The organism is Burkholderia sp. TSV86 (assembly GCF_001522865.1).
Classification (GTDB): Bacteria; Pseudomonadota; Gammaproteobacteria; order Burkholderiales; family Burkholderiaceae; genus Burkholderia.
Genome location: NZ_LOWB01000021.1, coordinates 208,273 through 227,861 on the forward strand (window position 1 = coordinate 208,273; position 19,589 = coordinate 227,861).

Annotated in this window: 14 protein-coding genes and 1 pseudogene; 8 read left to right on the forward strand and 7 right to left on the reverse strand. The window is 66.5% G+C overall.

Annotated elements, in window-relative coordinates; all coding sequences use genetic code 11:
* Positions 1 to 227 precede the first annotated feature (227 nt).
* The gene (locus tag WS68_RS03055; RefSeq protein ID WP_059569380.1) at positions 228 to 983 is read right to left on the reverse strand and encodes a class I SAM-dependent methyltransferase; all 756 of its coding nucleotides are present in this window, start codon (positions 981 to 983) and stop codon (positions 228 to 230) included.
* A 220-nt stretch (positions 984 to 1,203) separates the two neighbouring features.
* On the opposite strand from WS68_RS03055, the gene WS68_RS03060 reads away from it, so the two are divergent.
* Positions 1,204 to 2,010 carry a helix-turn-helix transcriptional regulator gene (locus tag WS68_RS03060; RefSeq protein WP_059569381.1) on the forward strand — a complete coding sequence of 269 codons (807 nt, stop codon included), beginning with the start codon at positions 1,204 to 1,206 and terminating at the stop codon, positions 2,008 to 2,010.
* A gap of 187 nt (positions 2,011 to 2,197) precedes the next feature.
* Here WS68_RS03060 and WS68_RS03065 read toward each other — a convergent pair whose 3' ends face one another.
* Positions 2,198 to 3,184, reverse strand: a complete 987-nt coding sequence (locus WS68_RS03065; protein WP_059569382.1) for a Csu type fimbrial protein — start codon at positions 3,182 to 3,184, stop codon at positions 2,198 to 2,200.
* A 470-nt stretch (positions 3,185 to 3,654) separates the two neighbouring features.
* Between WS68_RS03065 and WS68_RS03070 the strand changes: the two genes are divergently transcribed.
* The 5 genes and pseudogenes from WS68_RS03070 to WS68_RS03095 all read left to right on the forward strand — a co-directional run bounded on the left by WS68_RS03070 (position 3,655) and on the right by WS68_RS03095 (position 9,860).
* Positions 3,655 to 4,188, forward strand: a complete 534-nt coding sequence (locus tag WS68_RS03070; protein WP_059569383.1) for a Csu type fimbrial protein — start codon at positions 3,655 to 3,657, stop codon at positions 4,186 to 4,188.
* Positions 4,189 to 4,203: 15 nt separating this feature from the next.
* On the forward strand, positions 4,204 to 4,938 hold the full coding sequence (locus WS68_RS03075; protein WP_059569570.1) for a fimbrial biogenesis chaperone: 735 nt from the start codon (positions 4,204 to 4,206) through the stop codon (positions 4,936 to 4,938).
* Positions 4,939 to 4,980: 42 nt separating this feature from the next.
* Positions 4,981 to 7,473: pseudogene (locus tag WS68_RS03080) on the forward strand (fimbria/pilus outer membrane usher protein).
* Between the two features lie 287 nt (positions 7,474 to 7,760).
* A complete protein-coding gene (gene argH / locus WS68_RS03085) occupies positions 7,761 to 9,188 on the forward strand; it encodes an argininosuccinate lyase (protein ID WP_059569384.1) in 1,428 nt (475 codons plus the stop codon).
* A 267-nt stretch (positions 9,189 to 9,455) separates the two neighbouring features.
* The gene (locus WS68_RS03095) at positions 9,456 to 9,860 is read left to right on the forward strand and encodes a hypothetical protein (RefSeq protein ID WP_059569386.1); all 405 of its coding nucleotides are present in this window, start codon (positions 9,456 to 9,458) and stop codon (positions 9,858 to 9,860) included.
* On the opposite strand, the gene WS68_RS03100 is transcribed toward WS68_RS03095, so the two are convergent.
* From WS68_RS03100 to apbC, 5 genes are all read right to left on the reverse strand, one after another.
* Positions 9,857 to 10,639: a lysozyme inhibitor LprI family protein gene (locus WS68_RS03100; RefSeq protein WP_059569387.1), complete on the reverse strand. Its 783-nt coding sequence runs from the start codon at positions 10,637 to 10,639 to the stop codon at positions 9,857 to 9,859. The two genes, WS68_RS03095 and WS68_RS03100, sit on opposite strands and share 4 nt — an antisense overlap.
* A gap of 2 nt (positions 10,640 to 10,641) precedes the next feature.
* Positions 10,642 to 12,921 carry an arginine/lysine/ornithine decarboxylase gene (locus tag WS68_RS03105; protein WP_059569388.1) on the reverse strand — a complete coding sequence of 760 codons (2,280 nt, stop codon included), beginning with the start codon at positions 12,919 to 12,921 and terminating at the stop codon, positions 10,642 to 10,644.
* A 90-nt stretch (positions 12,922 to 13,011) separates the two neighbouring features.
* Complete coding sequence (gene dcd / locus WS68_RS03110; protein ID WP_006398615.1) at positions 13,012 to 13,581, reverse strand: dCTP deaminase; 570 nt, start codon at positions 13,579 to 13,581, stop codon at positions 13,012 to 13,014.
* Positions 13,582 to 13,722: 141 nt separating this feature from the next.
* Positions 13,723 to 14,262 carry a superoxide dismutase family protein gene (locus tag WS68_RS03115; RefSeq protein WP_059569571.1) on the reverse strand — a complete coding sequence of 180 codons (540 nt, stop codon included), beginning with the start codon at positions 14,260 to 14,262 and terminating at the stop codon, positions 13,723 to 13,725.
* 132 nt (positions 14,263 to 14,394) lie between these two features.
* Positions 14,395 to 15,483 (reverse strand): iron-sulfur cluster carrier protein ApbC, encoded by a 1,089-nt coding sequence (apbC, locus tag WS68_RS03120; RefSeq protein ID WP_059569389.1) that lies wholly within the window; start codon positions 15,481 to 15,483, stop codon positions 14,395 to 14,397.
* Positions 15,484 to 15,852: 369 nt separating this feature from the next.
* On the opposite strand from apbC, the gene WS68_RS03125 reads away from it, so the two are divergent.
* Complete coding sequence (locus WS68_RS03125) at positions 15,853 to 16,500, forward strand: OmpA family protein (RefSeq protein ID WP_059569390.1); 648 nt, start codon at positions 15,853 to 15,855, stop codon at positions 16,498 to 16,500.
* Positions 16,501 to 17,436: 936 nt separating this feature from the next.
* On the forward strand, positions 17,437 to 19,587 hold the full coding sequence (gene metG, locus WS68_RS03130; protein ID WP_059569391.1) for a methionine--tRNA ligase: 2,151 nt from the start codon (positions 17,437 to 17,439) through the stop codon (positions 19,585 to 19,587).
* The last annotated feature ends 2 nt before the right edge of the window (positions 19,588 to 19,589 follow it).

Genomic DNA, 19,589 nt, shown 5'->3' on the forward strand with positions numbered 1-19,589 from the left:
CAAGCCGCGTGCCGAGGCGGCGGGCGGCGGGCGGCAGCCGCTTGCCGGGGCCGCCGTTTCAATCGCGCATCGCCGCCGGCTCTTCGCCGGGCGGGGTCAGGCCGGGTCAGAAGTCGGAAACGAGACAAAAGGCCGCTGCGGCATTCACCGCAGCGGCCTTTTTGCATTGACCGAACGGCATTTGCTCCGCTGTCCTGCGCATGGCGCCGCGCCGACGGCCGCGGCCATCAACACGCGCCAATCATCAGCGCATCGAGCTTGAACGAACCGTCCCGCTGCACGTCGTAGTACGCCCTCACTTCGTCGGGCGCGCCGGCCCACAGCGCGCGAATCGCGTCCGCACGCACCTGCGGCGTGCGCATGCGCGCAATCCAGCCCGCGAATTCGATCGGCAAGCGCCAACGCTCGCGCACCTCGGCCGCCAAGCCCGCTTCGTCGAACATGCGCAGCCATTCATCGGCACGGTAATTGCGCACGTGCGACGCGTCGCGCAGCACCTCGGCCGCCTGCAAGTGCGTGTCGATGAGCGGATCGTCGGCACCCGCGACGTCGATGAACAACACCCGGCCACCCGGCTTCAGCACGCGGCGCACTTGCGCGAGCGCGCGCCGCACGTCGCGCCAGTGATGCGCGCTCATCCGGCTCACGACCCAGTCGAACGACGCATCGGCAAACGGCAAGCGTTCCGCCACACCCTGCTCGACGCGCACGCTGGACAAGCCGCGCTCGCGTGCGGCCGCCTCGACCGTGGCAAGCATCTGCGGCGCGAGATCGTATGCGATCACCTGCGCGGCGCCGCCGCGCGCCGCCGCGAAGCTCGCGTGCCCCGCGCCGCACCCGAGGTCCAGCACCTGCGCATTGGGCGTCGTGCCGATCTCGGCGGCGAGGGTATCGAGATCGGCGCCCGTCGCATGGACAGTGCTTGTCAAATAGGCAGCGGCCGTCGCGCCAAACGCGTCGGCGACCTTGTCGTGCTGTTTCATCGGCTGGGCTCCTTGTCGTGAAGCAAATGGCGCATCCAAATCGGGAATTCGTGGAAAAACCGCCGCCGCAACCGCGACGGCGCGGCGGCGGCAGCTACCGCGAACCGCTACAATAGAGCCCGACTTGTACCGGTACAAGTCAATCAATTATCCTGGTATCGGGTCCACCAGCCAGCCCGCTGCTTCGAACCCGCGCTTTACCCGCCACACCCGACGCAACATGAGCCATCCCGCCTCCCCGCCCCTGCTCGACACCACGCCGGCCCGCGCGCTCGGCGATTTCATCCGCGCCCACCGCGAGCGGCTGTCGCCACAAGCCGCGGGCCTGCCGCCCGGCCCGCGGCGCAGAACGCCGGGGCTGCGTCGCGAGGAGGTCGCGCAACTCTGCGGCGTGAGCGCCACTTGGTACACGTGGATCGAGCAGGGGCGCGAGGTGTCGGCATCCGCCGATGCGCTCGCGCGCATCGCGGTCGCCCTGCAACTGTCGCGCGCCGAGCGCGCGTATCTGTTCGAGCTGGCCGCGCAGCGCGACCCGGCCGAACCCGAACTCGCGGCCACCGACGTGCCCGCGACGCTCGTGGCCACCGTGAAGCTGCTCGCGACGCCCGCATACGTGCTCGATCGCCAGTGGAACGCGCTCACGTGGAACGACGCCGCGAGCACGCTGTTCGCCGGCTGGCTCGACGGCGAACGCGACGAGCGCAACCTGCTGCGCTTCACGTTCACGTCGCCTGCCGCGCGCGCGCTGATCGTCGACTGGCAGGCGCGCTCGCGCCGGCTCGTCGCCGAGTTCCGCGCCGACACGATCCGCCATCTGAGCGACGCGCCCACCCGCGCGCTGATCGACTCGCTCGTCGCCGCGAGCGACGCGTTCGCGCATTATTGGGCGTCGCAAGACGTGGTTGAACGGGAAGGCGGCGAGCGCGCGTTCGATCATCCACGCGACGGCCGCGTCGTCTATCAGCAGATGACGCTCAAGCCCGCTCAGCGCGACGATCTGAAGCTGGTGGTGCTGGTGCGCGAGTAACGCGGCGCGCAACGGGCGCACGGCACGCACGCGCCGGCGCGCCGCCGGCCGCAATCCGGGCGGGCTCGTGCGAATCGTTTGCCGGCCCGCCGTGGCGCTTCGCCACGCGCAACGCGACGCTGCGATCCGCGTCACGCACAACGCCACGGCGCTCCGCGCATGCGTCGGCAGGCAACGGCCCCCGGGCTCAGAACGCGATCGTCGCGGTAATCGTATCGCTGTAGCTGCCTGGCGCGGGCGTTGTCTGCGCGGGCACCTGCCCATAGATGGTCAACGTCTGCGCAACGCCGCTGCCTGTTCCGGTAGCCATCGACGTGCCGGCCGTGCCGTCGCCCCACGCCGCCGCATGGCCGGCATCCAGATAAAGCTGATAGCCGATCTGCGCGCCGCCGCCCGTGCGCTGCATCGCCCGCGCCGCCACGTTACCGCTCGCGCCGCCGTTCAACGCGATCCGGAACGCGTCGCCGTTCGTGCATTGCACCGTGAGCGTGCCCGTGGCCGTCAACGCGCCGCTAATCACGCCAGTCGCGCCGAACGCGACATTGGTCGCATTGATGAAGCAATCATTGACGACCGTGGCCGTCGCCGTGAACGCAAACGTGCCGGCCGATGTCTGCGATGCGCACGGCGTCGGCGCGAGCGTATAGAAGCTGTAGCTGAGCGAAGTCTGATTGCCGGCGAAGCTCTGCGCATACACGGTGTTCGCATTGCCTACCGTCGGCACGGTGGGCTGGTTCGCGGCGATCTGGCCATAGACCGTGACGGTCGCGTTCGCCGTCGTGCCGAGCAATGGCTTCACCAGCGTCGCGGAAATCGGCGTCGTGCCGGCGGAAACCGCTCCCCAGCTCTGCGTGTGGCCGGCATCCTGATACAGGTCGTACAGCATCGGGTTCGCGCCGTTCGTCAAATAGCGCGGCGTCGCGCCGCCGAGATTCAGGCAGACGAGCACGCTCGGCGTCAGCGTGATGGCCGACCACGTGCAGGTGATGGTCATCGTCGCGCTCGTCGGCACCGCCGTCAGCGCAATCGGATTCACCAGGCCGAAGTCCGGCGCGGGCGCGCTCACCGAACACGTCTCGGCGCGCGCGGCGACCCAGGGCCCCGCAAGCAGCAGCGCCGCGCATACCGCGAGCACGCATCGCCCGATGCGCCGCCATCTGATTTCGAATGTCATATTCGGTTTTGAAATCCTGATTGATTTCGCACGCGCACTTGCTCGCACGCGCCGGCGCCGGAAAAGCCAATGACTTATTGAAATTGAAACGCATCATGCTGCTTTTTATTCGATGCGCCCAATAAACGCAACTCGATGGCCCACGGCCGCGATTCCGCCTTCGCCCAATCCGGCCGCGACGCATCATTGCATTCACCGGCGCCGCATTGGCCCACCGGCATGTGAATTACACATGATCAAGCAACAAAGAATAGAGCCATTACTCTGATCAGGATTAACACTTAGGTTTATTTCCCCAGTGCATTCAGATATTTTCCCTTTGTTTCGCGCTGATTTATCGAGTAACTTTATTATCAAAAGCTAACGGACCCGGTCACCGTAAGCTCATCGGAAGCTGAGCCTCGGCAACTGTTCGGTATCCTGATCGTGCGGTCGCATAAAAAGCCCTCTACTACGGGAGTCACAACGCCATGCGCTTTCGCCTACGCATTCCGACGTCTGTTGCCGCCGCCCTGCTGCTCGCTGCCGCGCCGTCGTTCCGGCCCGCAGCGGCGGCCGTCTATTCGAACGGCACCGCCACGGCAACGTTCACCGTGTCGCTGACGATCCAGGCAAACTGCACGATTTCCGCGAACCCGCTGTCGTTCGGCACGAACGGCATACTCGCGTCCGCCGTCAACCAAACGACGACGCTGTCCGTCACGTGCTCGAATACGACGCCTTACAACGTCGGGCTCGACGCGGGCAACGTGAGCGGCTCGACCGTCGCCACCCGGCTGCTCGCCGGCACCTCGACCGGCAATACCGGCACGCTCGTCGACTTCCAGCTGTATCAGGACGCCGGCCACACGACAATCTGGGGCAACACCCAAGGCACCAACACGGTGGGCGGCACCGGCACCGGCTCGGCGCAGGCGCTGACCGTCTACGGCCAGGTGCCGCCGCAGGCAACGCCCAAGCCCGATCTCTATCAAACCACCGTTACCGCGACCGTCTATTTCTAAGCGGCCGTGACGACGATCCTCCGCCGACGCGTCGGCGCTCCTCTCGTCGCGCTCGTTGCCGTTGCCGCGCTGGCCGCTGCCGCGTGCGCCCGCGCCGCGACGCTGCAGATCTCGCCCGTCACCGTCGAGCTGAGCGCCGACACCCCGGCCGCCGGCATCACGCTGCGCAATCCCGGCGCACGGCCGATCTATGGGCAAGTGCGCACCTACCAGTGGAGCCAGGACCAGGGCGACGACGTGCTCACGCCCGCCCCCGGGCTCGCCGCGAGCCCGCCGCTCGTGCAGATCGGCGCGCACGGCGAGCAACTGGTGCGGCTCGTGCGGCTCGCGCGCGACAAGCCGCAGCGCGAAGAGAGCTATCGCGTGTTGATCGACGAATTGCCCACGCCCGATGCGCCCGTGGTCAACGGCATCGCGATCCGGTTGCGCTATTCGATTCCGGTATTCGCCGAGCCCGACGCCGCGCTCGCGCCGCCCAAGCTGACTTGGCACCTCATGCGCGGACCAGCCGGCTGGCTGCTGCGCGTGACCAACGACGGCGGGCGCCACGCGCAAATCGCAGCCGTGCAGCTCGTCGACGACGCGGGCCAGACCCACGACGTCGCGCCCGGCCTCCTCGGCTACGCGCTCGCGGGCAGCATGCGGCAATGGCCGTTGAGCGTCGACACGGCGCAGGCCGCGCCGCGCATTCGCCAGGTGCGGGCCACGGTCAACACGCAACCGACGCAGGCCGACGTGGACCCGCGCTGATTGACGCCGGCCCGGCCACGCGCACTCACCCGCCGCCCGAACGTGCCGACTGACCGCCCCGCGCACCGCTCGACGCAATCCGCACGGCATCGACGGCTCATCGAATTGGTGATCGCGCTCTGCACCATGGCGCCGGACCATGCGGCACGCGCGCAGAGCCGCAACGCGCCGCCGCAAGCGCGCGCACCGGACACAGCCGCCACGCGCGCCGCCTATGCGTATGCGTCGGGCGAATGGACGCCGCCAGCCGCGGCCGATACGCGACCCCGCGCGCAGCCGGACGCCCCGGCGCTCCCCCGTCGCACCGACGCCCCCGCTCCATCGCCGGCGAACGACCTGTATCTCGACGTATCGCTGAACGGCGAGCCGACGCATCTGATCGTCCATTTCGCGATCGTCGACGGCCGCGCCTTCGCGAGCGAGGACGACCTGAACGACCTCGGCATCGCAACGTCGCGCTTGCGGCAGCCGGCGAACGCACTCGTCGCACTCGATGCGCTGGACGGCCTGCGCTACCGCTACGACGCCACCCGGCAGACGATGGCGCTCGTCGTCCCCGATGCGCTGCGCATCCCGCACACGCTCGACACGCGCGCGCTCGCGCCAAGCGCGCCCGCGAGCGCCGGCCGAGGCGCCGTGCTGAACTACGATCTCTACACGCAGACGGCGGGCGGCGCGAGCGCCGCGCTCTGGCATGAGGCGCGCTACTTCGATCCCGCGGGCGTGTTCAGCAGCACGGGCGTCGCCGCGTTCCAGCACGCCGGGCAGCGCTATACACGCTACGACACGTCGTGGAGCCGGTCCGATCCGGCTTCGCTGAGCACGATGCAAATCGGCGACACGATCTAGTCGTCGCTCGCATGGACGCGCTCGCTGCGCATCGGCGGCTGGCAATGGCGCAGCAATTTCGCGCTGCGCCCGGATCTCGTGACGTTTCCGGTACCGGCCCTCGCGGGCACGGCCGTCGTGCCCTCGAGCGTCGATCTGTATGTGAACGGCGTGCGTCAATTCAGCGGCGACGTGCCGAGCGGCCCGTTCGTCATCAACAGCGTGCCCGGCGTCACCGGCGCGGGCAACGCGACCGTCATCACGCACGACTCGCTCGGGCGCACCATCGCGACGTCGCTGCCGCTTTACATCGATACGCGGCTGCTCGCTGCCGGCCTCGCCAGCTATTCGGTCGAGGCCGGCTTCCTGCGGCGCGCATGGGGGCTGCGCTCGTTCGACTACGCGAGCCGCCCGGCCGCGAGCGCCACCCTGCGCTACGGCGTGAACGACCGCCTGACGCTCGAAGCGTACATGCAAGCGACGCCCGGACTTTACAGCGCAGGCGCGGGCGTGCTCACGCGTGTGGGCGGCGCGGGTGTCGCGAGCGCGTCGCTCGCGCAGAGCACCGGGCGGCTCGCCGGCACACAGGTCGGCCTCGGCTATCAGCTCATCCAGCCGCGCTGGTCGATCGACGCCGCGACGCTGCGCGCGTTCGCGCACTACGGCGACCTCGCGGCGCGCGACGGCGCGCCGGTGCCGAGCGCGACCGATCGCGTCACGCTGTCGCTGCCGCTCGCGCATGCGCAGACTTTCGCGCTCAGCTACGTCGGCTTCAAGTATCCCGGCGCGCGGGCCTCGCGTATCGGCTCCGTAGCCTATTCGGCGAGCATCGGCGGCCTCTCGTCGATCAGCGTCAGCGCGTTTCGCGATTTCCGTCAGCACGACTCGAACGGCGTGTTCGTCAGCCTGAACGTGTCGCTCGGCAATCGCACATCGCTCAATGCGAACATGGGCCGGCAGAACGGCAAGGCCGCCTACAGCCTGAGCGCGACGCGCGCGCCCGACTATGGCGGCGGCTTCGGCTGGGCCGCGCAGGCAGGCGACGCGGGCGGCGCGCGCTACGCGCAAGCCCAGGCGCAGTACCTCGGCCGTGCCGGCGAAGTGACGGCGCTCGCGCAAACCGTCGCGGGCCAGCAAAATGCCGCGCTCGACGTAACGGGCGCGATCGTGCTGATGGACGGCAACGCACTTCTGTCGCGCCGCATCGACGACGGCTTCGCGCTCGTTTCGACCGACGCGTCAGCGGGCGTGCCGGTGCTGCACGAGAATCGCGTGATCGGCACGACGGACCGCAACGGCCATTTGCTGATTCCGGATCTGAACGCGTACCAGAACAACCGGATCGGCATCGATGCGCTCAAGCTGCCGCTCGATGCGCACGTATCCGCGACGACGCAAACCATCGTGCCGCAATCGCGCTCCGGCGTGCTCGCGCGTTTCGCGATCGCGCGCGAGCAGTCGGCGTCGATCGCGCTGCGCGATGCGGCCGGCGCGCCGCTGCCGCCGGGGCTCGCGGTCACACACCGGGAAAGCGCAACGCGCACGATCGTCGGCTATGACGGGCTCACGTTCGTCAGCGCTCTTGCGCCCGTCAATCATCTGGACATCGAGGCGGGCGGCAAGCGTTGCACGGTCTCGTTCGATTACACGCGCCCCGCCGACGGCGCGCCGCCGACGATCGGGCCGCTCACCTGTGAGCTGAAGTAGCGGCGCGGCCGCGCGCGCAGCCAAGCGCGCGATCCGTACCGGCCGCATGCGCGCCGCGCGCTCATGCCCCGGTCAGGCCGCGACGCGCATGCCGTGTGCAACGCGCACGCCATACACGCCACACGTGCTGCCCCCCTCGCGCACCGCGCCGCCGCGAGCGGCCACTGCGCCGCCAGGCCGCCGCCCGCGGCCGCTGCGCCGCCGCGCGAATGCTAGAATGGTCTATCGTTTTGTCTATCCAATCCCTGCGGCACGCGCCGTCTCATTCCGCTCTCTCACGATTCGCCATGACGTCCCAACTGCACAAAAAGGGCGAGGCCTGGTCGGCCCGCTTCTCGGAACCGATGTCCGAGCTCGTCAAGCGCTACACGTCGTCGGTGTTTTTCGACAAGCGTCTCGCGCTCGTCGATATCGCCGGCTCGCTCGCGCACGCCGGCATGCTCGCCGCGCAGAAGATCATCAGCACCGACGATCTCGCCGCGATCGAACGCGGCATGGCGCAGATCCGCGACGAAATCGAGCGCGGCGAATTCGAATGGCAGCTCGACCTCGAGGACGTCCATCTGAACATCGAGGCGCGCTTGACCGCGCTGATCGGCGACGCCGGCAAGCGGCTGCATACCGGCCGCTCGCGCAACGACCAGGTCGCAACCGACATCCGCCTGTGGCTGCGCGGCGAGATCGACCGGATCGGCGCATTGCTGACCGATCTGCGCCGCGCGCTGATCGATCTCGCCGAGCAGCACGCGGACACGATCCTGCCAGGCTTCACACACCTGCAGGTCGCGCAGCCCGTCACGTTCGGCCATCACCTGCTCGCGTATGTCGAGATGTTCTCGCGCGACGCCGAACGCATGCACGACTGCCGCGCGCGCGTGAACCGCCTGCCGCTCGGCGCGGCCGCGCTCGCGGGCACCAGCTATCCGATCGACCGCCACGCGGTCGCAAAAGCGCTCAGCTTCGACGGCATTTGCGCGAACTCGCTCGACGCCGTGTCCGACCGCGATTTCGCGATCGAATTCACGGCCGCGGCCGCACTCGTGATGACACATGTGTCGCGCTTTTCGGAAGAACTCGTGCTATGGATGAGCCCGCGCGTGGGCTTCATCGATCTCGCCGACCGCTTCTGCACCGGCAGCTCGATCATGCCGCAGAAGAAGAACCCGGACGTCGCCGAACTCGCGCGCGGCAAAACCGGCCGCGTGAACGGCCATCTGGTCGCGCTGCTCACGCTGATGAAGGGCCAGCCGCTCACGTACAACAAGGACAATCAGGAAGACAAGGCGCCGCTGTTCGACACGGTCGACACCATCGCGGACACGCTGCGGATCTTCGCGGAGATGGTGCCCGGCATCAAAGTGAAGCCGGACGCGATGCGCGCGGCCGCGCTGCAAGGCTTCGCGACCGCAACCGATCTGGCCGACTACCTCGTCAAGCGCGGGCTGCCGTTCCGCGACGCGCACGAGGCGGTCGCGCACGCGGTAAAGGTGTGCGAAGCGCGCGGTTGCGACCTCGCCGATCTGTCGCTCGACGAGATGAAGCGCGAGTTGCCGAACGTCGCGCATCTGATCGGCGACGACGTATTCGGCTATCTGACGCTCGAAGGCTCGGTCGCGAGCCGCAACCATCCGGGCGGCACCGCGCCGGATCAGGTGCGCACGGCGGCGAAGGCGGCGCGCGCGGCGCTCGGCGCGACCGGCGCAGTCGGCAAGTAGCCGGCACGGCCGCCGTCGCGGAGCCCCCCGCCTTTGTCGTTTATTGGTGCGCTTATTTTGTCTCTAATGCCGCCGGCCGACGCCGCGCTCACCGCATCGCGCAACGAACGCGCATCGCCGCGGAACCTCCGGCGTGCGTCGCCAAGATCATCTTGCCCGCCCCCGGCCGCGCCGACATAATTGACGCCGCCTCATCCACCAGCACAGAGACGCCATTCGCATCGAGCGTCCGGCATCCAACCACATCAAAGACCAGACGGGGCGCCATTGGCCAAACCACAACCCACGCCGCAGGAACTCGCTTGCGCGTTCATCAGCCTGCTTCTGATTCTCATCCTCTTCCCACTGGCCGAAACGATCCGCATTCACGCACCGGTCTGGGTCTACCGGGCTGTCGCGGGATTCCTGCTCGGCACCGTCGGCGCGTTCTCGTGGGCAACGTTGCAAAGCCTCTACGTCAAGGTCAAGCAAGGCGGGCTCGCGGCGATCGAAGACAATCCATGGCTGCGGATATTCTCGATCGTGCTTTACGTGATCATCGCGTTGCTGGGCGCCATCACCTGGGTTGCCGCGTGGGAGGGCACGACCGGCGTGGCCTACGGCGCCGGCGTATTCATCGGCGCCGGATTGATGGAGCTCGGCGCCGGCGAGATCATCAAGAAAGGGCTTTAAGCGCCGGGCGCGCCGCCCGGTCCCGCACTGGCCGGCGCCGACCGGTTGTTCACCGTCTCCGACAACCGCTTAAGCGTCGCGACGCGCGCGCCGATCAGATCGACGCGCTCGTCCGCGCCGATGAGCGGCGTCGTCGCATCGCGAAACGCGGCCCACGCGCGCTGCGCCGCCCCGAGCGTCGGCAGCGACGCGGCGGGCATCCGCGTGCGCAGCTTCGCGTAATAGCGGTTCATATCGAACAGCGCATGCTCGCACGCCGCATCGCGCGAGCACGGCTGCATGCGCCGCACGCCACGCTTGCCGCTGCCCGCTTGCGCGTGCCGGCTGGCCGCCTGCTGCGCGTAGCGCTCGGCCGCGTCGCGCAGCGCGAGCGCGCGGTCGCGTACCGGCTGTAACCGCATGTCGGCGCTCGCCATCAGGTACGCCGTGCCTTGCGTCGTCTCGTAGACGGCATGCACCAGATGCGATTCGTCCTTGCGCCATTCGAGCCAGCGGCGCTGGCTCTCCTGCCAGCCGCGCCGCTTGCCGGCAGGCGCGAGCTTCTCGACGCGAGCGTAAGCGTTATCGACTTCGACGAGCCATTTCTGCTGTGCGTCGTCCATGCATTGAATTTGACCGGCCGTCGACGAGCGATCGCGGCGCGCGAGACACTGCCGCATCGCGACGTCGATCGGATCGGCCGCGCTGACCTCCGCGCGCGCCGCGCCCGCCCCCGCGAGCAGCCATCCGGCCAGCGCGGCGGCGGCCCAGCGCGCCCATGTCCTGCCGATCCGGGCCATCATCAGGGGCGCACGCAGTCGACGTAGTACTCGGTGCGTGCGTTGACCTCTTCCGCAACGAGCCCGTGGATGTCGGTATGGAACCCTGGGAAGCGCGCGTTGAAATCGCGTGCGAAGCGCAGGTAGTCGACGATCGTCCGATTGAAGCGCTCGCCCGGAATCAGCAACGGGATGCCGGGCGGATACGGCGTGAGCAGAATGCTCGTCACGCGGCCTTCGAGTTCGTCGAGCGGCACGCGGTCGATCTCGCGGTGCGCGAGCTTCGCGAACGCGTCGGACGGCTTCATCGCCGGCTCCATGTCCGACAGGTACATCTCGGTCGTCAGGCGCGCGATATCGTTGGTGCGATATACGTCGTGAATCTGCGTGCACAGATCGCGCAGGCCGACGCGCTCGTAGATCGGATACTGCGCGACGAACTCCGGCAATACGCGCCAGAGCGGCTGGTTGTTGTCGTAATCGTCCTTGAACTGCTGCAGCTCGGTGACCATCGAGTTCCAGCGGCCCTTCGTGATGCCGATCGTAAACATGATGAAGAACGAGTACAGCCCGGTCTTCTCGACGATGATCCCGTGCTCGGCCAGATACTTGGTGACGATCGCGGCCGGAATGCCCGTCTCGCCGAACTCGCCGTCGACGTTCAGGCCCGGCGTGATGATCGTCGCCTTGATCGGGTCGAGCATGTTGAAGCCTTCGGCGAGCGTGCCGAAGCCATGCCAATGGTCGTCCGGGCGCAGCAGCCACGCCTCGCGCGAGCCGATCCCCTCTTCTGCGAGATCGTCCGGGCCCCAGACCTGGAAGAACCAGTCGTCGCCGTACTCGGCGTCGACCTTGCGCATCGCGCGGCGAAAGTCGATCGCCTCCGCGATCGATTCCTCGACGAGCGCGGTGCCGCCGGGCGGCTCCATCATCGCCGCGGCGACGTCGCACGACGCAATGATCGCGTACTGCGGGCTCGTCGACGTGTGCATCAGGTACGCCTCGTTGAAGCGGTGCTTGTCGAACGTGCGGTGCTCGGAATCCTGCACGACGATCTGCGACGCCTGCGAGATGCCCGCGAGCAGCTTGTGCGTCGAATGTGTCGCGAACACGAGCGCGCCGGTGCGCGGCCGGTCCGCGCCGATCGCGTGCATATCGCGGTAGAACGGATGGAATTCGGCGTGCGGCAGCCACGCCTCGTCGAAATGCAGCGTATCGACGAGATCGCCAAGCAGATCCTTGATCATCTCGACGTTGTAGACCACGCCGTCATACGTGCTCTGCGTGATCGTCAGGATGCGCGGCTTGGCGTTCGGATTCTGCCTGAGCGCCTCGCGCGCAAACGGATTCGCCTCGATCTTCTTGCGGATGTTCTCGGGCTTGAACTCGTCGCGCGGAATCGGGCCGATGATCCCGAAGTGATTGCGCGTCGGCGTGAGGAATACGGGAATCGCGTGCGTCATCGTGATCGCGTGCAGGATCGACTTATGGCAATTGCGATCGACGAGCACGATGTCGCCCGGCGCGACCGTCGCGTGCCAGACGATCTTGTTCGACGTCGACGTGCCGTTCGTCACGAAGAACAGATGATCGGCGCTGAAGATGCGCGCCGCGTTGCGCTCGGACGCCGCGACAGGCCCGATGTGATCGAGCAGTTGGCCAAGCTCGTCGACCGCGTTGCACACGTCCGCGCGCAGCATGTTCTCGCCGAAGAACTGGTGGAACATCTGGCCGAGCGGGCTCTTCAGAAACGCGACGCCGCCCGAGTGGCCGGGGCAGTGCCACGAATACGAGCCTTCGTCCGCGTACTTGACCAGCTCCTTGAAGAATGGCGGCGCGAGCGAATCGAGATACACCTTCGCCTCGCGGATGATGTGGCGCGCGACGAACTCCGGCGTGTCCTCGAACATGTGGATGAAGCCGTGCAGCTCGCGCAGGATGTCGTTCGGCAAATGGCGCGACGTGCGCGTCTCGCCGTACAGAAAGATCGGGATGTCCGCATTGCGGCGGCGCACTTCGGTCACGAACGCGCGCAGCGCGATGATCGCGCTCGCAAGCTCGGGCAGCTCGCCGTCCGGGCCGAGTTCGCCGAGCATCAGCTCGTCGTCGTCGAGCGACAGGATGAAGCACGACGCGCGGCTCGACTGCTGCGCAAACGACGTCAGATCGCCATAGCTCGTGAGGCCCAACACCTCGACGCCTTCTTTCTCGATCGCCTCGGCCAGCGCCCGGATGCCGGAGCCCGAAATGTTCTCGGAGCGGAAATCTTCGTCAATGATGACGACGGGAAAACGAAACTTCATCGGCGAATCTCCAAAAAGAACGACCGCGGCGCGATTGCGCAGCGGTCACCCGGTCACTGACTGACAGTAGGTAGGCGGTATCGAAACAGATCAGGTTTTCGGCAGCGTGACACCGCGCTGCCCTTGATACTTGCCGCCGCGATCGGCATACGACACGTCGCAGACCTCGTCGCTCTCGAAGAACAGCACTTGCGCGACGCCCTCGTTCGCATAGATCTTCGCGGGCAGCGGCGTCGTGTTCGAGAACTCGAGCGTCACGTAGCCCTCCCATTCGGGTTCGAACGGCGTCACGTTGACGATGATTCCGCAGCGCGCATAAGTGGACTTGCCGAGGCAGACGGTCAGCACGGTGCGCGGAATGCGGAAATACTCGACGGTGCGCGCGAGCGCGAACGAGTTCGGCGGAATGATGCAGACGTCGCCCTTGAAATCGACGAACGAGCCTTCGTCGAAGTTCTTCGGATCGACGATCGTCGAATTGATGTTCGTGAAGATCTTGAATTCGTCGGCGCAGCGGATGTCGTAGCCGTAGCTCGACGTCCCGTAGCTGACGATCCTGCGACCGTCCTCGGACGCGCGAACCTGATCGGGCACGAACGGCTCGATCATCTTGTGCTCTTCGGCCATGCGCCGAATCCACTTATCGGACTTGATGCTCATAAAAAGGCGCCGGAAACGCTGCGTAACAGGAAAAAACGTGGAAAAAGCGCGGGGAGTGCGCGGAACAAACGCCAAACGCCGCCGAACCCGCACGACGCCACGAAAGGCGCACATTTTACGCGATCGCGACCGGCCGCGCGCCTACTGCCTAACCACTCCGCACGCGAGTCCTGGCCCCGCGCCGTGCTGTGGGAACGCCGGATCGCCCGGATCGCGATGCACGAGCACCGAGCGGCCGAGCACCGAGCGCACGCCGTCAAGCGCGACGTCGGGCGCGACGATAAAGCCCGCGGCAACGCCGTTCGCGTCAGCGTGGATATTGCCGAGATCGCCGCCGACGCGCGCGCCCGCGCGCAACCGGTCGGCCGCGGGCGCGAACACGGGACCCGCGCTCGAGCCGTCGGTGGCGTTGCAGTCGCCGCGCTCGTGGATCTGCAACGCGTGATCGCTATTGGGCGGCAGGCCCGAGAAGTTGTACGTGACCTGCACGCCGTCCGGCCGCTCGACGAGCGTGACGGTGCCGCGCGCCTGGCTGCCGACCGCCGGCAAAAGCAACGCGTCGGCGCGCTTGTCGCGCGGCGAGCCAAAGGAGGTACAACCGGCCAGCAGGCCGCAAGCGACCAGGACAAGCGGCGCATTCAGCGCAAACCAGCCTGGCCCGCCGTCGAATCGTCGTTTCATGCGCTCCTCATGCCGGGCGGCATGCATCGACTGGCAAGACGCCGGACAGAAAAGGGGACCATCGGGAAAGCCGTCATCATACCGTGACTCGTCACGCTGCCAACATCCCCGGCCCCCAATCAGCCGGGCATTTTACGTATTTTGAACAACGATCGTCGGAAATTTCGACGTCATGTCGCGTGCCCGGTCGGCGATCGCGATCGCCACGCCCCGCGCGATCGCGCGGTAGCGCTCGGCGAGCTTGCCGTGCGGGTCCGCGGCGACGGTCGGCGCGCCGCGGTCCGCGTGCTCGCGAATCCGGATGTCGAGCGGCAGACTGCCGAGCACGGTCACGCCGTATTGCGCCGCCATCCGCTCGGCGCCGCCCGCGCCGAACACGTGTTCCTCGTGTCCACAATTCGAACACACATGAATGCTCATGTTCTCGACGATGCCGAGAATCGGAATGTTGACCTTCTCGAACATCTTGAGGCCCTTTTTCGCATCGACGAGCGCGATGTCCTGCGGCGTCGTGACGATCACCGCGCCCGTCACCGGCACGCGCTGCGCGAGCGTCAACTGAATGTCGCCCGTGCCGGGCGGCATGTCGACGACGAGATAGTCGAGATCGCGCCATGCAGTCTGGCGCAGCAGTTGCTCGAGCGCCGACGTCGCCATCGGGCCGCGCCAGACCATCGGATTGTCCTCGTCGACCAGAAAGCCGATCGAGTTGGCCTGCAGGCCGTGGCCGACGAGCGGGTTCATCGATTTGCCGTCGGGCGATTCGGGGCGCTCATGCACGCCCAGCATCGTCGGCAGCGACGGGCCATAGATGTCGGCGTCGAGAATGCCAACCGATGCGCCCTCCGCCGCGAGCGCAAGCGCGAGATTCACGGCGGTCGTGCTCTTGCCAACGCCGCCCTTGCCAGACGCGACGGCCACGATGTTCTTCACGTTCGGTAAAAGTTGCACGCCGCGCTGCACCGCATGCGCAACAATTTCCTGCGACACGCCGACGCGCGTGTCGCGCACGCCCGGCACCGCGGCAAGCGCGGCGGCAATGCGCGCGCGCGCATCGTCGAACTGGCTTTTCGCCGGATAGCCGAGCACGACATCGGCGGCGAGCACGTCGCCGTCGATCGTGACGTTGCGGATACCGCGGTGGGCCGCATACGGCCGACCGGTGTTCGGGTCGACGACTGCCGCGAGTGCGGCGTCGACGAGCGCCCTGTCGATACTCATCAAAACTCCGTGAAAATAACGCTTGAAGTGTCTTGAATGTAAAGAATATTCAAATAGCGGGGACGAAAGCGGAAAAAGTGAAAAAATTTATTGCCTGCCATTGCGTAAAGCCGGCTTGCGGCGCAATCTTCGCGGGCAGCACACTTCGGGGCCACATCGGCTTTATACCGCCTATATTGTAGAGGCTGGGGCGGACATGGTTCGAACAGCCATCCTGGCGAACGGGGCATGCCGCGAAAGCGGCCCGCCGCCGCGCCAAATGCCTGACCAACCATGGGACTCGCATGCTGCGCAGTTGGCAGGAACCGTCCCGCCGAAAGAGCAGTTCTTTTTTTGTTCTTGTCGAATCAATACAGAGAGGAAATCAACATGAATACCAAAATCGCGACGCGCTTGTCCGTCTTCGCCATCGCCGGCGCCTTGCTGGCAGGCTGCGCATCCCAGCAGGGCACTAACACGGCAGTCGGCACGGGCACCGGCGCGGCAGTCGGCGCGGGTATCGGCGCACTGGCGGGCGGCGGCAAGGGCGCGGCGATCGGTGCCGGCGTCGGGGCGCTCGTCGGCGGCGTGACCGGCTACAACTGGCAAGCGATCAAGAACAAGCTCGCGCCGTCCGCGCAGCAGACGGGCACGCAGGTCACCGAGCAGCCGGACGGCTCGCTCAAGCTGAACGTGCCGAGTTCGGTCACGTTCGCGACCAATCAGTACGCCGTGACGCCCGCGTTCACGCCGCTGCTGAACGACCTCGCGTCGACGCTGAACCAGAACCCGCAGATCACTGCGTCGGTCGTCGGCTATACCGACAGCACCGGCTCGGCCGCGTATAACCAAACGCTGTCGCAAAATCGTGCGCAGAGCGTCGTAACCGCGCTCGCGCAGCGCGGCGTCGCGGCGGGCCGTCTGTCGGCGCAAGGCATGGGCGCGTCGAACCCGATCGCGGACAACGCGACCGAAGCCGGCCGGGCGCAAAACCGTCGCGTCGAGATCTATCTGCGCGCGCCGCAAGCCCAGCAGTAAGCACGAACCCCGGAGAATGGCGCTCGAGGCCCGCCGGCCAAGGCGCTCGCGGCGCCCGGTAACAAATCGAAAAATTTTTCGAACTTCCTGGGCGTCGCGCAGTCTGTCTTTACGGTACGCGGCTGGTGCTGCCGGCGCGTCACCATTCTCCTCTTGTCGTTGTTGCTCCGGGGCCGCATTCGCCCCGGTTTTTTTTGTCCGCCGTTTTCACGGTGCCCACGGTGGCCCGCCGCTTGACCCGCGCGGCGCAATGGAGCCGCTGTATTCGTGCGGGTACCGCCGAACCGACGCTATCTTCTTGCATTCGTCCCGCTTTTCCGTTTCCATCACACATCGGCTGTCCGGTGCTGGCGCCGCTCCGCTTCATTACGCGCTTTATTACGCTTCGTAAGCGCATGGCAGTGCGCGGTCAGGCGTGCGCTGTTCAATGGCGGTTCGTTCCTGGCGGTTCGTTCCGGCCGATTATTGCGTCTCTTCCAACTCTATCTATCGACCGATTGCGATCGGCCGTGCCGCGCCGCTTATGCGTCACCGCTGAATGAAATCAATACCGGCTCGAGCATCGAAATCCAGCGCCCGAACCCAACGCGAGCCGGGCGTGTTCCGGACCTTCCGGAATACGATCTGATTGGAATCCGATCGCAGCCGGTACGCCACGCGGTCTCATTAGGCCGCCAGGACATGGCATCGCCCGTATCCACAACGGGTTCGCCCGCCGGCCGCCGGATGCGGCGCGCCGGTATCCGCTCCCGACGCTCCCGCCTCCCGCTCTCCGCCCCCCCGCCCTGCCAAACCACCAAACCGAGACTACGCACCAAAGCCGGCCCGCGCGCCCTCCCCCGCCATCGCGCCGCGCGCAGCCCGCGATGCGCCGGCCGCCACCCTGCTAGAATCGCTGCTTCCCGACGTTTTCCTCGCAGTCCTTTTACAGCCCCTATGTCCGCATCCGATCTCACTTCCGTGCAGGCCGGCGCGCCGCAACGCCGCCGCCAGATCCTCGTCACGTCCGCGCTGCCCTATGCGAACGGGCAACTCCACCTCGGCCATTTCGTCGAGTACATCCAGACCGATATCTGGGTGCGGGCGCTGCGAATGCACGGCCACGAGGTGTACTACATCGGCGCGGACGACACGCACGGCACGCCCATCATGCTGAGCGCGGAGAAGGCGGGCGTCACGCCGAAGCAGCTGATCGAACGCGCTTGGCAAGAGCACAAGCGCGATCTCGACAGCTTCGCGATCTCGTTCGACAATTTCTACACGACCGATTCGCAAGAAAACCGCGAACTCAGCGAAAAGATTTATCTTGCATTGAAGGACGCGGGCCTGATCGCCGAGCGTGAAATCGAGCAGGCATACGATCCCGTCAAGGAAATGTTCCTGCCGGATCGCTTCATCAAAGGCGAATGCCCGAAGTGCCACGCGAAGGATCAATACGGCGATAGCTGCGAGGTATGCGGCAGCACCTATCAGCCGACTGAATTGCTGAACCCGTACTCGGTCGTCTCGGGCGCGACGCCCGTGCGCAAGAGTTCCATTCATCACTTCTTCAGCCTGTCCGATTCGCGCTGCGAAACGTTCCTGCGCAAATGGGTGAGCGGGCTCGCTCAGCCCGAGGCGATCAACAAGATGCGCGAATGGCTCGGCGAGGCGGGCGACGCGAAGCTCGCCGACTGGGACATCTCGCGCGACGCGCCGTACTTCGGCTTCGAGATTCCCGGCGCGCCCGGCAAGTACTTCTACGTGTGGCTCGACGCGCCCGTCGGCTACTACGCGAGCTTCAAGCATCTGTGCGCGCAGCGCGGCATCGATTTCGACACGTGGGTGAGCAAGGGCGCGACGGCCGAGCAGTACCATTTCATCGGCAAGGACATCCTGTATTTCCACACGCTGTTCTGGCCCGCGATGCTCGAATTCTCCGGCTACCGCACGCCGACCAACGTGTTCGCGCACGGCTTCCTGACGGTCGACGGCGCGAAGATGTCGAAGTCGCGCGGCACGTTCATCACCGCGCAAAGCTACATCGACACAGGCCTGAACCCCGAATGGCTGCGCTACTACTTCGCGGCGAAACTCAACGCGACGATGGAAGATCTCGACCTGAACCTCGAGGATTTCCAGGCGCGCGTGAACAGCGATCTCGTCGGCAAGTACGTGAACATCGCAAGCCGCGCGGCGGGCTTCCTGATCAAGCGCTTCGATGGACGCGTGCAGGACAGCGCGATGAATCATCCGCTCGTCGCAACGCTGCGCGCGGCGATTCCTCACATCGCCGCGCACTACGAGGCACGCGAGTACGGCCGTGCGCTGCGCCAAACGATGGAGCTTGCCGACGCGGTCAACAGCTATGTCGATACCGCGAAACCGTGGGATCTCGCGAAGGACCCGGCGAACGCCGTCGCACTGCACGAGACTTGCAGCGTGAGCCTCGAAGCGTTCCGGCTGTTGTCGCTTGCGCTCAAGCCGGTGCTGCCGCGCGTCGCGGAAAATGTCGAGGCGTTCTTCGGCATCGCGCCGCTTGCGTGGGCCGATGCGCACAAACCGCTGTCGTCGGCGCAGCCGATCCGCGCGTATCAGCATCTGATGACTCGCGTCGATCCGAAGCAGATCGATGCGCTGCTTGCCGCGAACCGCGGCTCGCTGGACAGCGCCAACGCGGCAGCAGCGGTGGCGAGCGCAGCTGGCGCGAAAGGCAGCGCGAAAAGCGCGAAGGATGCCAAAGCCGCATCCGCCGGCGATGCATCGCCCTTCATCGCGATCGACGATTTCGCGAAAATCGATCTGCGGATCGCGAAGATCGTCGCGTGCGAAGCGGTCGACGGCTCGGACAAGCTGCTGCGCCTCACGCTCGACGTCGGCGAGGAAAAAACGCGTAACGTGTTCTCTGGAATCAAATCCGCGTACCGGCCGGAGGATCTCGTCGGCAAGCTGACGGTGATGGTCGCGAATCTCGCGCCTCGCAAGATGAAGTTCGGCGTGTCCGAAGGGATGGTGCTCGCCGCGTCGGCGGCCGACGAGAAGGCCGAGCCGGGCCTGTATATCCTCGAGCCGCATAGCGGCGCGAAGCCTGGCATGCGCGTGAGTTGAGC

What these genes read in the sequence shown, in the direction of transcription:
- WS68_RS03065 (WP_059569382.1), bottom strand. Translation starts at nt 3,184, where the DNA reads ATGACATTCGAAATCAGATGGCGGCGCATCGGGCGATGCGTGCTCGCG.
- WS68_RS03070 (WP_059569383.1), top strand. Translation starts at nt 3,655, where the DNA reads ATGCGCTTTCGCCTACGCATTCCGACGTCTGTTGCCGCCGCCCTGCTG.
- apbC (WP_059569389.1), bottom strand. Translation starts at nt 15,483, where the DNA reads ATGAGTATCGACAGGGCGCTCGTCGACGCCGCACTCGCGGCAGTCGTC.
- metG (WP_059569391.1), top strand. Translation starts at nt 17,437, where the DNA reads ATGTCCGCATCCGATCTCACTTCCGTGCAGGCCGGCGCGCCGCAACGC.
- WS68_RS03055 (WP_059569380.1), bottom strand. Translation starts at nt 983, where the DNA reads ATGAAACAGCACGACAAGGTCGCCGACGCGTTTGGCGCGACGGCCGCT.
- WS68_RS03125 (WP_059569390.1), top strand. Translation starts at nt 15,853, where the DNA reads ATGAATACCAAAATCGCGACGCGCTTGTCCGTCTTCGCCATCGCCGGC.
- WS68_RS03115 (WP_059569571.1), bottom strand. Translation starts at nt 14,262, where the DNA reads ATGAAACGACGATTCGACGGCGGGCCAGGCTGGTTTGCGCTGAATGCG.
- WS68_RS03060 (WP_059569381.1), top strand. Translation starts at nt 1,204, where the DNA reads ATGAGCCATCCCGCCTCCCCGCCCCTGCTCGACACCACGCCGGCCCGC.
- argH (WP_059569384.1), top strand. Translation starts at nt 7,761, where the DNA reads ATGACGTCCCAACTGCACAAAAAGGGCGAGGCCTGGTCGGCCCGCTTC.
- WS68_RS03100 (WP_059569387.1), bottom strand. Translation starts at nt 10,639, where the DNA reads ATGGCCCGGATCGGCAGGACATGGGCGCGCTGGGCCGCCGCCGCGCTG.
- WS68_RS03105 (WP_059569388.1), bottom strand. Translation starts at nt 12,921, where the DNA reads ATGAAGTTTCGTTTTCCCGTCGTCATCATTGACGAAGATTTCCGCTCC.
- dcd (WP_006398615.1), bottom strand. Translation starts at nt 13,581, where the DNA reads ATGAGCATCAAGTCCGATAAGTGGATTCGGCGCATGGCCGAAGAGCAC.